The sequence below is a fragment of the Pusillimonas sp. SM2304 genome, from assembly GCF_031628915.1.
In the GTDB taxonomy this organism is placed as follows: Bacteria; Pseudomonadota; Gammaproteobacteria; order Burkholderiales; family Burkholderiaceae_B; genus Pusillimonas_C.
Window position 1 is genome coordinate 812770 of record NZ_JAVLUJ010000003.1, and the last position, 14360, is coordinate 827129.

The window sequence follows — 14360 nt, forward strand, 5'->3', positions numbered from 1 at the left end:
GTCCTCCGCAGCCGCACAGGCGCCGGCGGCCCCGGACCCTGTGCAATAATGTCGCGGCCCGCCAACGATGCGATGGCGGGCAGTCACCTTTACACGCGGAGCGGCGATACATGTCTTATACGACCCTGGAAGATTTCGGCAAACTCACTTTGCGCCTGAGCGTCGGCGTGCTGCTGCTTCTGCACGGCATCGCCAAGCTGCTCAACGGCGTCAGCGGCATCGAGGGCATGGTCGCGGCGCAGGGGCTGCCTGCCTTCTTCGCCTGGGCGGTGTACATCGGTGAAGTGATCGCCCCGCTGTTCCTGATTCTTGGCGTGTATACCCGCCTGGGCGGCCTGCTGGTCGTGGCCAACATGCTGGTCGCCATCGCCCTGGCGCACATGGGGCACCTGACACAGCTTACCGGCAGCGGCGGATGGCGCCTGGAACTGCAAGGCCTGTACCTGTTCGGGGGCCTGGCCATCGCCATGCTGGGCGCCGGGCGCTATAGCGTCGGCGGCAAGGGCGGCCGCTGGAACTAGATGGACTTGAGGAAATCGCTGGGGGTGATGCCCAGATTGCGCCGGAACATGGCGGTAAATGCGCTTTGGGTCTGGTAGCCCAGATCAAGCGCAACACCCAACACCTGCCGCCCCTCGGCCAGCCATTCCAGCGCCGCCAGCAGTTTTGCCTGCTGACGCCATTGCCCGAACGACATGCCCAGTTCATGGATGAACAGGCGGTGCAGCGTGCGTTGGTCGTACCCCAGGTCTTTCGACCATTCTTTCAGGGTTTTCATGTCGTCAAGATGCTCCTGGATATGCATGCATATGGTGGCCAGGCGGTGGTCGCGCGGTGTGGGCAAATGCAAAGGCAGGGCAGACTGCTGATTGACCTCTTCCAGCAGCAGATTCATCAACAGCTTGATTCGGCGGCTGGGCATGGCGCTGAAGCTGGCGCTTGCCACCGCGGCAATCACTTCGCGAAACAGGGGCGAGACGGGTAACAAGCAGCTTTGTTCCGGGAGCCCATGCGAGAAGGCGGGATTCACGAACACAGACCGCAGGCGCACTTTGCCCAACATGCGGACCCGATGCCGTACATTCGGGGCCAGCCACAGCGCCCGGGTGGGCGGGACGACCCAGTGCCCTTCCGTGCTGGACACCACCATGATGCCGCTTAACGCGAACTTGATCTGACCCATTTCGTGCGTGTGGTCGGTCAGGATGGTTGAATCGGCAAAGTCGCGGCTAAGGCTGCCAGCCAGAATGCCGGCGTAAGCATGGGCTGAGCCGATGCCAAGTTGCGAATCCATAGCGAATACCTACCCCCAAAACCATAATGGCTTGCCACCACATAATGATCAAGACGACAGATTCGCCATACATCGCGTTATCCGTACATTGATTCTAGTAAACCCTGCACTTATAGCCATGGAGGAAAACCCCCATCGCAATACATGAACGGCCCATACGATGCCAAGGGCCGGCCCTGCGTTTCAGAACGGGCCCGCGAAGGCCCGGACCGGTCATTAATAAACGCCGGTGAACTGCTTGAGGACATCCGGGTTTTCCAGCGTGGATACGTCTTGCGTGACCTCCTTGCCTTCCGCCACCACCCGCAACAGCCGCCTGAGGATTTTTCCTGAACGCGTCTTGGGCAGGTTATTGCCAAACCGGATATCGCGCGGCTTGGCAATCGGACCCACTTCATTGGCCACCCAGTCGCGTAACTCCTTGGCAATCGCATCGGCCTTTTCGCCGTCGGGCACCGGTTCTTTGAGCATGATGAAAGCCACGATGGCCTCGCCGGTGGTGGCATCGGGCCGCCCGACCACGGCGGCTTCGGCCACTTTTTCGTGCGCGACCAGCGCCGATTCGATCTCGGTGCCGCCCAGCCGGTGGCCCGATACACTCAGGACATCATCGGTGCGGCCCATGATCCAGTAATAGCCGTCGGCATCACGCTGCGCGTTGTCGCCGGCCAGGTAGTACCCTTTTAGATCGGTGGGGAAGTAGCTGCTTTTATAGCGCTCGGCATCGCCCCAGACCGTTCGTATCATCGCAGGCCAGGGGCGCTTGATCACCAGGAAGCCGCCTCGGCCGGCAGGCACGTCATTGCCGGCCTCGTCGACGACCCCGGTGGAAATGCCCGGCAGGGGCAAGGTGCACGAGCCGGGCTTGAGCGGCGTGGCGCCGGGCAGCGGCGTCAGGATGTGGCCGCCCGTTTCCGTCTGCCACCAGGTGTCGACGATGGGGCAGCGGCCATTGCCGACGTTGTTGTAGTACCAGATCCAGGCTTCGGGGTTGATGGGCTCGCCCACCGACCCCAGCAGACGCAGGCTGGACAGGTCATAACGCTGGGGATGGGTGTTGGGGTCGGCCTGCGACGCCTTGATCAGCGAGCGGATGGCTGTGGGCGCGGTATAGAAAACGCTGACTTTGTGCCGCTGTATCATTTCCCAGAACCGGCCCGCATCGGGATAAGTGGGAATCCCCTCGAAGACGATCTGCGTCAGGCCGGCGGCCAGGGAACCGTAGGCAATATAACTATGGCCGGTGACCCAGCCCACATCGGCCGTGCACCAGAATACATCGTCGGAGCGCGCATCGAATACCCACTTGGTGGTCAGTGCCGTCCACAGCAGGTAGCCCGCCGAGGCGTGCTGGACGCCCTTGGGCTTGCCCGTAGAACCGGACGTGTACAAGATGAACAAAGGGTGTTCGGCCTCGACCGGGACGGGCTCGCAGGTATCGGGCTGGCTGTCTGCAAGATGATGCAGCCAGACATCGCGCGCGCGGTTCCAGGCAATGTCGATGTCCGCACGCTGGTAGACGATAACGTGCTTGACGATATCGCCGCCCTCTTCCGCCAGCGCCTCGTCCACCGCGGACTTCAAGCCTATGGCGCGGCCGCCCCGCATCTGCGCGTCGGCCGTAATGACCAGCGCCGCCCCCACATCGACAATACGCTGGTGCAGGCTTTTGGCCGAGAACCCGCCAAAGACCACCGAGTGGATCACGCCTAGGCGGGCGCAGGCCTGCATGCAGGCGATCGCTTCGATGGACATGGGCAGGTAAATGATGGCCCTGTCCCCCTTCTTGTAGCCCAGCGACTTGATGCCATTGGCGATGCGGCAGACGCGCGCATGCAATTGCCGGTACGAGACCTGCTCGACAGCCCCGTCGTCGGCCTCGAAGATCAAGGCCGTCTTATCGGCGTTGCCGTTGGTCAGGTGAACATCCAGGCAGTTCTCGGAAACGTTGAGCTCGCCATCGTCGAACCAGGTATAGAACGGCGCGTTCGACGCATCAAGCACTTTGGTGAACGGCTTGCGCCAGACAAGATGCTCGTTGGCCAAGCGCGTCCAGAAACCGTCATGATCGTTTTCGGCTTCAGTACACAGGGCTTGGTAATGTTCCATGCCCGACACCGTTGCACCTGCAACAGCCTTGGCCGATGGCGAGAAAACCCTGTTCTCGACCAGGATGGAATCAATGGTAGACGACATAGCATACACTCCTGCTTCTTCAAAACATGAACATCACGCCGCTGCCCCAAGGTAGCGGTTCATGATCTCGGGCTTCTGCTGCAACTCCTGTGACGTTCCCCCGAAAACAATATGGCCGGTGTTGAGCAGATAACAACGGCTGGCCATGGACAAGGCCGCCGTCACGTTCTGCTCAACCACGACGATGGTGCGCCCCTGGCTCGCCAATTCCTGGCAGACATTCATGAGGTCGCGCACAATCAGCGGCGCCAGGCCTTCGAAGGGCTCGTCAAGCAGGATCAACCGGGCATCGCGGATCATGGCACGCGCAATAGCCACCATTTGCTGCTCGCCGCCGGACAGTTCACGGCCCTTGTTGCCGCGCCGCTCGTCCAGGCGCGGAAAGGTGCGGTAGATTTCCGAGAAGCTCAAGGGCTTCTTGGCTGTCATGGCCGCCAGCTGCAGGTTCTCGTGGACGGTGATGCCGCCAAACACCCGCCGCTCTTCGGGAACCAGTTGCAGGCCCAGCCGGGCGATAAGGTGCGCGGGCATGTGCTGGATGGGCGTTCCGTCAAAAGTGATCTGGCCCGACTTGGGAGTCAGCGCGCCAGCCAGCGTCTTCAACAGCGTGGACTTGCCGGCCCCGTTACGGCCCAGCAAGGCGACGACTTCGTTTTCACGGACCTCGAGCGACACATCGAACAGAATGTGCGAATCGCCGTAAAAGGTATTGATGCCTTCGACTTCTAATAGACTCATGACTCGACTACGCCTCCGAGATAAGCGTCCTGCACGGCCTTGCTGGCCTGGATTTCTTCAGGGGTGCCTTCCGCAAGGAAGTTGCCGTCATAAAGAACCGTGATCTTGTCGGCGAGCTCGAACATGGCGTCCATGTCGTGCTCGACAATCAGCACCGTGCGTCCGCGCCGTATGCTCTTGAGCAGAGCCACTGCATGCACACGCTCTTCCGGACTCATGCCGGCCAGGGGCTCATCGAGCAGCAGGACATTGGCGCCGGTGGCCAAGGCCAGGCCTATTTCGACCCGCCGCTTCTCGCCATAGGACAGCTCGTGGACCGGCGTATCGGCCTTGTGGCTGAGCTCGACCAGTTCCATCGCGGCCTCGACCTGTTCGCCATAGCCGCTGACCCCGTTCAGGCTGGCCAGGGCATCGAAGCGGAAGGAACCGCGCTTCTGGCCCAGCACCGACATCAGGATGTTCTGCCGGACCGTCAGGGCATCGAACAGCTCGTTGACCTGATAGCTTTTGCTCATGCCCAGTTGGCAGACTTGGGTCACGCCAATACCGGTGATATTGCCGCCACGCAGGAAGACTTCGCCGGAGGTTGGCAGGATTTCACCGGCCAGCATCTTGAAGAACGTGGATTTGCCGGCGCCGTTGGGGCCGATCAGCCCCCGCAGCTCGCCTTCGGCGACCGAGATGGACACCCCTTTGACGGCTTTCAGACCGCCATAATGCTTGGCAATGTTATGCGCTTGCAGCACGGGGATCCCCGCTGCCATGGGCGCTGATTCACGCATGACCAGTTGAACACCCTGGCGGCGTGGGGCGGCCGTCGCACCGCTGGTCTCTGCCCGTGCAATGCGCCGCGTCATGCGCTTGTTGCGCCAGGCGATGAACTCGCCGCAAATGCCTCGGCGGAACACCGTGACCAGGATCACGAAAATGACCCCCAGGATCAGCCGCCAGTAAGGGCCGACGGCATCCACAAACTGCAGCACCTCGAACAGATAAAGCCAGATCAGCGCGCCCAGCAAAGGCCCGAACAAGGTGCCGGCCCCGCCCATGACGGTTTGAATGACGAGCTCGGCCGACGTATGCAGGTTGAACGCGTCTGGCGGCATATAACCCTGGAACAGACCCAGCAGCCCGCCCGCCACGCCGCCGTACGCCGCGGCGACCACGAATACAGCCAGCTTGTAGCGCTGTATTTTGTGGCCGACCGCCATGGCCCGCAGCGGATTGCCGCGGATAGCGGTCAGGATGACGCCAAACGGCGACAGCGCAATACGCCGGGCGATCACAAAGCCCAGGAAGAACATGATGGCCAGGAAGGTATACATGGGCCAGCCAGGCTGTATGGTATAGCTGAAGAAGCCCAGGTCGATCGCTGGCTCGGGAATGCCGGGGATGCCGTTCTCGCCGCCCGTCCAGTCACGTAATGGGCCGAACTCCAGAAAGTAAATCATTTCGGCAAAGGCCAGCGTGCTCATGGCAAAGTAAATGCCGCTGCGCCGCAAGGTCAGGTAGCCGATCATCAAGCCCAGCACCGACGCCACCAGCATGGCAACGACCAAGGCCAGCAACATGTTGGGAATGATGCCGGTGGTGAGCAGATAAGCCGTGACGAAGCTGCCTGTGCCATAGAAGGCTGCCTGCCCGAAGGACAGGAGGCCGGCATAGCCGAACAACAGGTCGAAGCCCAGGCCGAACAGACCCCAGATCAGGACCCGCCCCAGCAAGTCGGGGCCGGCGCCGATGAGCGGCGCCATAAAGGGCGCCACGCAAAGCACCATGGCTGTGATCAGCTCGACGCTGTAGCGGCGCCGCAATGCGCCCGCTGTCCCGGCAGGCCTATGCACCTGTCCGGCGGGCGAAACGCCATCGCCCGACTCGATCGCAACGGAATTTTCAGTCTGGCTCATGCCCTGCCCTCCACACCCAACAGACCTTGTGGCCGCAATATTAGGATCAGCGCCATGGCTGCAAACAGCATGACGTCTGAATACACGGGATTGAACAATGAAGTGAGGCTAAGGATCTGCCCCGCAATCAGGCCGCCCAGGATGGCGCCGGGGAAGGACCCGACGCCCCCAAGGACGACGACCACGAACGACTGAATGAGCACGCGGAACCCCATGTCGGGCACGATGGACACAATGGGCGCGTAGATCATGCCGGCAAACCCCGCCGCCGCCGCCCCCACGCCAAACACGATCAGGAAAGCACGCTGGATGTTGATCCCCAGCAGACGTGTCATGAGCGCATCTTCAATGCCCGAACGAATGATCAGGCCCAGACGCGTGCGGTACAGCACCAGCCAGCACAGGCCGAGCGCCGCGGCGGCGATGGCCAGGATCTGGATCCGGTACAGGGGGTAGACGACAAACCCCAGATCGACCACGCCCTCGCCCCAGGTCGGGACCGGGACGCGTTGCCCCACCCCGCCGAAGATGGCGCGGATGATCTCGACGATGACAATGCTGATGCCGAAGGTAACCAGAATCTGGTCTTCGACCGGGCGGTTATAGAACCGCTTGATCAGGCCTCTTTCCATGACAAGGCCCACCGCCATGGCGGCCAATGCACCGCCGATAATGCTCAGCACAAAGGAACCTGTGCTGGTAAAGACCGAAAAGCCGGCATAAGCGCCCACTACGAACAACGCGCCGTGCGCAAAATTGATCACGCCAAGCGTGCCGTAAATAATGGTCAAACCGGCAGCAATGAGGGAGAGCAGCACCCCCAGCGCCAGACCATTGAAAACTTGTGACATGAATAGGCCAAGGCTAGGCATACCTGTCTCCCCCGTTTTTTATGACTACGATCGAATCAACGTTTGCTTAGGCGGCAGGCGCCATCTTGCAGCCCGCGTAACCGATGGGCGGCAGCGTTTCCACGCCATCGGCCACGGCCACGACATCGACCAGATCGTCTTTATTCTTGATTTCAGAGGGTTTCTTGCCCCGCACCACGGCAAAGTTCGCTGCGCCGTCGTGGTCTTCGGCGCGGAAATAGACCTCGCCGCCCATGGTGTAGGGACGCTTGTGATGGATGCTGTCCTCGAAGGCCTTGACGACCTCGGCCGGATAGAAGGTGCCGGCGCGCTCGACGGCATCGGCCCATAGCAGCATGGTCATGTAGGCGTTGTGCTCCGGATCGCGGGGCTTGGCATTGAACTTGGCCTCGTAGGCGTCGACGAAGTCTTTGGCGATTTCGTTCTTTTCAGCCTGGGTCCACCAGAACACCATGGTGCCGTGCACATCTTCCATGATCTCGGGCCCGACTTCCTCGAGCATGTAGGCGGGCATATAGGGCACGCACATTTTCATATTCTTGAGCACGCCGAACTGGTGCGCCTGTTTGGCGGAGTTGACCGCATCGGCGCCGTAGTCAAGGTTGATCAGGATGTCGGCCCCGCTATTGGCAACGTTCAGCAGATAGGCGCTGTAATCGGTGGCGCCCAGCGGGTGGATCTGGGGCGTATCGATGGTGGTCCAGCCTTGCGCTTCGGTGAATTCACGCATGTGATCGTGAATGGAGTGCCCATAGTTGTAGTCGGGCACCAGATAGATGGCTTTCATGTTTTTGCCATAGGCCTGGGCCAGGACGGGCGCGATGGCCTTGGAGGCGGTGTAGGCATGATGGCAAAGGCGGAAACCGTAGCGCCGGCAGTCCTTTCCGGTGGTGTCGCTGGAACCGCTGATGATCGGGAAGTACAGTGTCTTGGCGCGCTCGCAGGTATTTTGCAGTGCAATGGCCACCGAACTGCTGACGCTGCCGGCGATCATCATGGCCTTGTCCTGGCGGATGAAGCGGGTGGCCGCCTGTACCGCGCTATTGGGCTTGGTTTCGGCGTCGCCGATGGCCAGTACGATTCTTTTGCCCAGTATGCCCTGCTTGGTCAGCGGCGATACTTTCTTGACGCGGGGGTCGCCGCCGTTGATCATCTCGGCGGCCAGCTCAAAGCCGCGCTTCTGCCCGGCCCCTTCGGCCGAATACGGCCCCGTCAGGTCCAGCGTCAGGCCGGCTACAACGGTATCGCCCGCGACACCATCGGGGTAGTTGCCCAGCTTGGGGTATTGTTTCTCTTGGCCAAACGCGGCAGAGCTGTATGCCCCCGGAACCAGCAAGCCACCCGCCACGGCGGAACTGGTCTTCAAAAAACCACGACGGTCCGTGGCGCTTGACTGCATAGCTTGAACTTTCTTGTCTTCCACCGTAAATCTCCTTTTAGTGTTTCCCGTGGCGCATGCAAGCCGCCTCGCAGGTTTCCTGTGCAAAGCTACGCCCCCTTTCCAGGAGCGGAAAAGGCGTCAGCCGTACATGGGAATTTTTTTTATCCGCAATGCCTGAAAGCACCGCAAACTTGTTTTTGTCTGCCGTTTTATGATCAAGAGCGAATCCGTATTGCTTGTAGTTGTTGCTACGGATGCGGCCCAGATTATCAAAAGGAAGTCGCCGCAACTCCCTTGAAACGGACATTAACTGTCTTGAATCAGACTTTATAAATAAAGTCGAGGGTTAACGTGAATGCGATAAACGGGGGAGATATTGAAATGAATGCCCTATTCCAGGCCGTCGGCGGGGCCCAGGCAACGATTGACGCGCGAGGGTTCTACATGGCGCACGCCGGCAATTTTGTATAAATCGTGCATCCTCGATGTTTCGATCGTCCCGCTAATAATGCCGACGGCGGCCATTTGCCGCTCCACCCGCATGCCCGCCCTGCGGCAATCCTCGACCACCTCGGCGTATCGGTCCAGATAGGCCTCTTCAACGGATATCGATAATTGGGTATGGGTCACGACGGCACCTTGCTTGCTGTCAGGGGGCCTGAATCAACCCCGCCCCCACATCGCGCGAGGGGAGCGCCATCCTGCGCGTGCTCTGGACAATACGGCCCAGTAGCGCATGCCCATTGATATCGCCCTGGGCGTCGACCAGCAAGGCGGCAACGCCCGCGACAAAAGGCGTCGCCATGCTGGTGCCGCTCAGGCTGCGATAGCGAGCGGGCCCGGGCCAGGCAGACAGTACCGCAACCCCCGGCCCCGCCACGTCGACCTGCCCCCCATCGGCTTCGAGCCCGCCGCTGGAAAAAGGGGCTATCCGCATGTGCTGGTCGATGGCCGCCACCGCCATGATAGCGGGGCAATTGGCGGGATGAGATACCGGCGCAATGACGCCGGGCCGCTGGCTGTCATTGCCGGCCGCGGCAATGATGACCGTGCCGGCGGCCAGGGCTCTTCGGGCTGCCTCTTCGAACACCTTGGAATATCCCTGCCCCGGCTCCACCGGACTGCCCAGCGACATGGATACGACTCGGCACTGATTCTCGACAGCCCAGTTGATGCCTTCCAGCACGCCCCCATCGCCCCCGCTGCCCTCGTCGCTCAATACCCTGCCGACATACAGTTGCGCATCGCCGGCCACACCATAGCGCGGCCCTCCGGCCGGCTGGGCGGGACCGCAGGCAATGCCCGCGCAGTGCGTGCCATGCCCGTTGCCGTCCTGCACCGTCTGTCCGTCGACAAACGAACGGGAAGCCATGTCGCGCCCGGCAAAATCGGGATGCTGCATATCCATGCCGGTATCCAGGATCGCCAGGCGCACCCCCTTGCCGCTATAAGACGATTGCCCCGCCTTGATCGCCTGAATGCCCCACGTCAGCCGGGACTCATCGGCCGCAGCCCCTGGGCGCGTTTCCTCGGCCTTCCAGCGCCCCAAAGCCAAGCGTTCCGCCAGGTCATCGACCGCATCGCCATAGCCCTTCAGATAGGCCTGGAGCAAAGCATCATGATCGTGATCGTGCGCATCCAGGCTTGCATCGGGCGGCACCGGTGTCGGTATCGACACCTGGCTGCGTCCCACCGCATACACCGTCCTTTCAGGCTCCACCGCCAGTATGGCGCCGTCGCTGTCGGCGACGGCCCGTTCCAGCATCGCCTGCTTGCTCAGTTCGCAACGCAGCAGCGCAACGCCCAGGCGATCGAAGACAAGGGCGCATTGCGGCGCAAGCTTGGCGCTTTTACCTGTTTTGCTTTTACCGGCAGAGGCGCGGACCAGACTGGCGCCGGTGATTTGAATGAGTTTTTTTACGCCTTCCTGCGGCCGGTCCTGGCACAACAGAACCAGGTAGCGGCCCGTTTCATGCTGCTCGCGTGGCATTGCGGTCTCCTGGGCATGCAACGGAACGCGGCACGCATTCCGTTACCCAGACAGCATGCAAGCAGCCGGCCGACGCGTCAAGCCGAAACTGCTACATTTGATGTCGTCAGCCGAAGCGGCCGGTAATGTAGTCTTCGGTTTCCTTGCGCGCCGGCTTGACGAAAATCTGATCGGTTTCGCCAAACTCCATCAGTTCGCCCAGGTACATGTAGGCCGTGTAGTCGGAACAGCGCGCCGCCTGCTGCATGTTGTGCGTCACGATGACGACCGTGTATTCGGACTTGATTTCGGCAATCAGCTCTTCGATTTTCGCGGTGGAGATCGGATCGAGCGCCGAGCAGGGTTCGTCCAGCAAGAGCACTTCGGGCTTGATGGCCACGCCGCGGGCAATGCAAAGCCGCTGCTGCTGGCCGCCCGACAAGCCATTGCCGCTTTGATTCAGCTTGTCTTTGACTTCGTTCCACAAGGCCGCCTTGGACAAGGCCCATTCGACCCGTTCATCCATTTCGCCCTTGCTGAGTTTTTCGAACAGCCGCACGCCAAATGCGATGTTGTCGTAGATGCTCATGGGAAACGGCGTAGGCTTCTGGAAAACCATGCCCACCTTGGCGCGGATCAGCGAGATGTCCATTTTGGACGCCAGCAGGTTTTCTCCATCAAGATTGATTTCGCCTTCAGCGCGCTGGCCGGGATACAGTTCGTACATGCGGTTGAAGGTACGCAGCAAGGTCGATTTACCGCAGCCCGACGGGCCGATGAAAGCTGTTACCTTGTTTTCCTTGATGGACAGATTCACATCTTTTATAGCCTGGTACTTGCCATAATAGAAATTAAGGTTCTTGACTTCCAGCTTCGTGCGTTCTGTGGATGGAGAAGTTTGCATAGTCGTTTCCCGGGCAAGGGGCCAGGCCCCTTTACCTACGTGTTATTTGCGAAAGAGGCTGCGAGCGATAATATTGATGCCCAGTACCAACAACGTGATCAGCACGGCGCCCGCCCAGGCCAGGCGGTTCCAGTCCTCGTAAGGGCTGGCGGCATATTGGAAGATCACCACGGGCAGGTTGGCGATGGGCGCATTCATGTTCATCGACATGAACTGGTTGTTCAGCGCGGTAAACAGCAAGGGCGCGGTTTCACCCGAAATACGCGCAATGGCCAGCAACACGCCGGTAATAATGCCCGAACGCGCCGCGCGATAGCAAATGTACATGACGATGCGCCACTGGGGGCAGCCCAGGGCCGCCGCCGCCTCGCGCAGGCTGTTCGGCACCAGCGACAGCATATTGTCGGTAGAACGCACCACCACCGGGATGACCAGGATGGCCAGGGCGAAAGAGCCGGCCCAGCCGGAATAATGCCCCACTTGCGCCACATAGACGGCATAGATGAACAGGCCGATGATGATGGACGGCGCGGACAGCAGCACGTCGTTCAGAAACCGGGTGGCGGGGGCCAGCCAGCCGCGCTGGCCGTATTCGGCCAGGTAAGTACCGGCCAGCACGCCGATGGGGGTGCCGATCAGGGTGGCGACCACGGCCATGGCCACACTGCCAAAAATGGCATTCAGCAGGCCGCCGTCGGCGCCTGGCGGAGGCGTGGGCTCGGTCAGCAGGGTCAGAGACAGGGCCGAGCCGCCTTTCAGGAGCAAGGTCAGGATAATCCAGAACAGCCAGAACAGGCCGAACACCACCGTGGCGCTGGACAAGGTGAGCAAGACCCGGTTTACGCGCTGGCGCTTCTTGTAGACCGGATTCGATACATTGACGAGGGAATCGGAAGAGAACATGGAGCCGGCCTAGTGCGATGTGCCCTCGCCCTTTTGCAGGCGCAGGAGCAGGATTTTGGAAAAAGCCAAGACCACAGTGGTGATCAGGAACAGGATCAGCCCCAGTTCAAGCAGCGCCGACTTTTGCATGCCGCCGGCCTCGTTGAACTCGTTGGCCAATGCCGAGGCAATCGAATTGGACGGCGCGAAAATCGAATTCGGCAGATTGAAGGCATTGCCGATCACGAAGGTGACAGCCATGGTTTCGCCCAGGGCCCGTCCAAGCCCGAGCATAATGCCGCCGATCACGCCATTCTTGGTAAAAGGCAATACGACCCGCCAGACCACCTCCCAGGTCGTGCTGCCCAGGCCGTAGGCGGACTCTTTCAGCATGGGCGGGACCAGCTCGAAAACATCGCGCATCACCGCCGTAATGAAAGGGATGACCATAATGGACAGGATCAGGCCGGCCGTGAACACCCCGATACCAAACGGGGGGCCCGCAAAAATGTCGCCCAGCACGGGCACACCCTCGAAAAAGTCGATGACGTGGGGCTGCACATACTGCTGGAACAGGGGGACGAATACAAACAGCCCCCACATCCCGTAAATGATCGATGGAATCGCCGCCAGCATTTCAATAGCCGTGCCCAATGGCCGGCGCAGCCAGACCGGCGACAGTTCGGTCAGGAACATGGCAATGCCGAAAGACACCGGCACGGCGATGACCAGGGCAATGGCCGACGTGAGCACCGTGCCCACAATGGGGACCATGGCGCCGTAGATATTCTGGACAGGGTCCCAGTTATTGGTCCAGAGGAAGGCCAGCCCGTGCTGGGCAATGGACTCCCTGCTGCCGTATATCAAGGACACCATGATGGCGCCCAGCAAAATAAACACCAGAAACGCAAACGTACGCGTCAGATTCTTGAATACGGCGTCCATGAGTGCGTTCTGATTATTTTTCATGTCGGTTTTTTAGCATTTCGCAGTAAGACCAGTAAGATAAATACACGGACATCAAACAAAGTGATCGCACGTGAACCGCCGGGTTTTTAACACAACAAAGACGGTGCCATCTGCACAGCACCGTCTTGACGGGTGTTGTCGGGGCCGCCAGGCAGCCCCGAGTTCACCTGTTACTTCCAGACTGCGCTACCGTCAGCAGCCTTGATTTCCGCTTTCCAGCCCTCGGCGATCTGAGCCGTCACGCTGTCGGGCATGGGCACGTAGTCCAGCTCTTCGGCCGACTTGCCGCCGTTCTTGAAAGCCCAGTCGAAGAATGCCAGGACTTCCTTGCCGTTCTCGGGCTTGTCCTGCTTCTTGTGCACCAGGATGAAGCTGGCGGACGTCACAGGCCAGGACTCGGCGCCGGGCTCGTTGGTCAGCACAACACCCATGCCGGGCTCGCTTTTCCAGTCGGCATTGGCGGCAGCCGCTGCAAAGGCGCCTTGCGTAGGCTGGACGAACTGGCCGTCCAGGTTCTTCAACTGCGTCCAGGACAGATTGTTCTGCTTGGCATACGCGTACTCGACATAGCCAATCGAGTTCTTGAGCTGGCGAACGTAAGCGGCCACGCCTTCGTTACCCTTGCCGCCTTGGCCTGTGGGCCATTTTACAGCTTTACCTTCGCCGACTTTTTCTTTCCACTCGGCCGACACCTTGGACAGGTAGTTGGTCCAGCCGAAAGTCGTGCCCGAACCGTCGGAACGGTGCACCACGATGATGGCGGCGTCAGGCAGCTTGACGTCGGGATTGATGGCCGTGATGGCCGGGTCATTCCATTTGGTGATCTTGGCCAGGAAGATGTCGGCGACAATTTCGCCCGACAGCTTCAGTTCGCCCGGCTTGATGCCGTCGACGTTGATGACGGGCACCGTGCCGCCCACAATGGCGGGGAACTGGAACAGGCCGTTCTTGTCGAGCGCGTCGCCCTTCATCGGGTCGTCGGAAGCGCCGAAATCGACCGTTTTCGCAATAATCTGCTGCTGGCCGCCGCCCGAGCCGATCGATTGGTAGTTGACGCGATGGCCGGTTTCTTTTTGGTACTGGTCAGCCCATTTTGCATAAATCGGATAGGGGAACGACGCACCCGCGCCGGTGATATCGGCAGCCTGGGCTGCCAGCGTGGCCGCGCCAAAGGCGATACCGACCGAAACCTGTAATAAAACGCGCTTGAACATAAGGGTATCCTATTGATCTGTACTGGTTGAAGAC

The 14360-nt window shown here is 60.5% G+C and carries 13 protein-coding genes; 1 reads left to right on the forward strand and 12 read right to left on the reverse strand.

The window, feature by feature from the left end:
- Positions 1-110: 110 nt before the first annotated feature.
- A complete protein-coding gene (locus RE432_RS18765; RefSeq protein ID WP_310935043.1) occupies positions 111-521 on the forward strand; it encodes a DoxX family protein in 411 nt (136 codons plus the stop codon).
- Here RE432_RS18765 and RE432_RS18770 read toward each other — a convergent pair.
- From RE432_RS18770 to pstS, 12 genes are all read right to left on the reverse strand, one after another.
- Complete coding sequence (locus RE432_RS18770; RefSeq protein ID WP_310935044.1) at positions 518-1294, reverse strand: helix-turn-helix transcriptional regulator; 777 nt, start codon at positions 1292-1294, stop codon at positions 518-520. The genes RE432_RS18765 and RE432_RS18770 overlap by 4 nt on opposite strands.
- Positions 1295-1510: 216 nt before the next feature.
- Complete coding sequence (gene acs, locus RE432_RS18775) at positions 1511-3490, reverse strand: acetate--CoA ligase (RefSeq protein WP_310935045.1); 1980 nt, start codon at positions 3488-3490, stop codon at positions 1511-1513.
- A 33-nt stretch (positions 3491-3523) separates the two neighbouring features.
- Positions 3524-4228, reverse strand: coding sequence for an ABC transporter ATP-binding protein (locus RE432_RS18780; protein WP_310935046.1), 705 nt, complete (start codon positions 4226-4228; stop codon positions 3524-3526).
- The gene (locus RE432_RS18785; protein ID WP_310935047.1) at positions 4225-6135 is read right to left on the reverse strand and encodes a branched-chain amino acid ABC transporter ATP-binding protein/permease; all 1911 of its coding nucleotides are present in this window, start codon (positions 6133-6135) and stop codon (positions 4225-4227) included. The genes RE432_RS18780 and RE432_RS18785 overlap by 4 nt, the downstream gene beginning before the upstream one ends.
- The gene (locus tag RE432_RS18790; protein WP_310935048.1) at positions 6132-6986 is read right to left on the reverse strand and encodes a branched-chain amino acid ABC transporter permease; all 855 of its coding nucleotides are present in this window, start codon (positions 6984-6986) and stop codon (positions 6132-6134) included. The genes RE432_RS18785 and RE432_RS18790 overlap by 4 nt, the downstream gene beginning before the upstream one ends.
- 67 nt (positions 6987-7053) lie before the next feature.
- Positions 7054-8430, reverse strand: a complete 1377-nt coding sequence (locus tag RE432_RS18795) for a substrate-binding protein (RefSeq protein ID WP_310935049.1) — start codon at positions 8428-8430, stop codon at positions 7054-7056.
- 348 nt (positions 8431-8778) lie between these two features.
- Complete coding sequence (locus RE432_RS18800) at positions 8779-9018, reverse strand: hypothetical protein (RefSeq protein ID WP_310935050.1); 240 nt, start codon at positions 9016-9018, stop codon at positions 8779-8781.
- 19 nt (positions 9019-9037) lie between these two features.
- Complete coding sequence (locus tag RE432_RS18805; protein ID WP_310935051.1) at positions 9038-10378, reverse strand: S8 family serine peptidase; 1341 nt, start codon at positions 10376-10378, stop codon at positions 9038-9040.
- Between the two features lie 106 nt (positions 10379-10484).
- A complete protein-coding gene (gene pstB, locus RE432_RS18810) occupies positions 10485-11261 on the reverse strand; it encodes a phosphate ABC transporter ATP-binding protein PstB (RefSeq protein WP_310935052.1) in 777 nt (258 codons plus the stop codon).
- A gap of 42 nt (positions 11262-11303) precedes the next feature.
- Positions 11304-12164: a phosphate ABC transporter permease PstA gene (gene pstA / locus RE432_RS18815; protein WP_310935053.1), complete on the reverse strand. Its 861-nt coding sequence runs from the start codon at positions 12162-12164 to the stop codon at positions 11304-11306.
- Positions 12165-12173: 9 nt separating this feature from the next.
- Complete coding sequence (pstC, locus tag RE432_RS18820) at positions 12174-13112, reverse strand: phosphate ABC transporter permease subunit PstC (RefSeq protein ID WP_310935054.1); 939 nt, start codon at positions 13110-13112, stop codon at positions 12174-12176.
- A gap of 170 nt (positions 13113-13282) precedes the next feature.
- Positions 13283-14326, reverse strand: coding sequence for a phosphate ABC transporter substrate-binding protein PstS (gene pstS, locus RE432_RS18825; RefSeq protein ID WP_310935055.1), 1044 nt, complete (start codon positions 14324-14326; stop codon positions 13283-13285).
- Between the last annotated feature and the right edge of the window lie 34 nt (positions 14327-14360).

What these genes read in the sequence shown, in the direction of transcription:
- pstS (WP_310935055.1), bottom strand. Translation starts at nt 14,326, where the DNA reads ATGTTCAAGCGCGTTTTATTACAGGTTTCGGTCGGTATCGCCTTTGGC.
- pstA (WP_310935053.1), bottom strand. Translation starts at nt 12,164, where the DNA reads ATGTTCTCTTCCGATTCCCTCGTCAATGTATCGAATCCGGTCTACAAG.
- RE432_RS18770 (WP_310935044.1), bottom strand. Translation starts at nt 1,294, where the DNA reads ATGGATTCGCAACTTGGCATCGGCTCAGCCCATGCTTACGCCGGCATT.
- acs (WP_310935045.1), bottom strand. Translation starts at nt 3,490, where the DNA reads ATGTCGTCTACCATTGATTCCATCCTGGTCGAGAACAGGGTTTTCTCG.
- pstB (WP_310935052.1), bottom strand. Translation starts at nt 11,261, where the DNA reads ATGCAAACTTCTCCATCCACAGAACGCACGAAGCTGGAAGTCAAGAAC.
- RE432_RS18805 (WP_310935051.1), bottom strand. Translation starts at nt 10,378, where the DNA reads ATGCCACGCGAGCAGCATGAAACGGGCCGCTACCTGGTTCTGTTGTGC.
- RE432_RS18765 (WP_310935043.1), top strand. Translation starts at nt 111, where the DNA reads ATGTCTTATACGACCCTGGAAGATTTCGGCAAACTCACTTTGCGCCTG.
- RE432_RS18790 (WP_310935048.1), bottom strand. Translation starts at nt 6,986, where the DNA reads ATGTCACAAGTTTTCAATGGTCTGGCGCTGGGGGTGCTGCTCTCCCTC.
- RE432_RS18780 (WP_310935046.1), bottom strand. Translation starts at nt 4,228, where the DNA reads ATGAGTCTATTAGAAGTCGAAGGCATCAATACCTTTTACGGCGATTCG.
- RE432_RS18785 (WP_310935047.1), bottom strand. Translation starts at nt 6,135, where the DNA reads ATGAGCCAGACTGAAAATTCCGTTGCGATCGAGTCGGGCGATGGCGTT.
- pstC (WP_310935054.1), bottom strand. Translation starts at nt 13,112, where the DNA reads ATGAAAAATAATCAGAACGCACTCATGGACGCCGTATTCAAGAATCTG.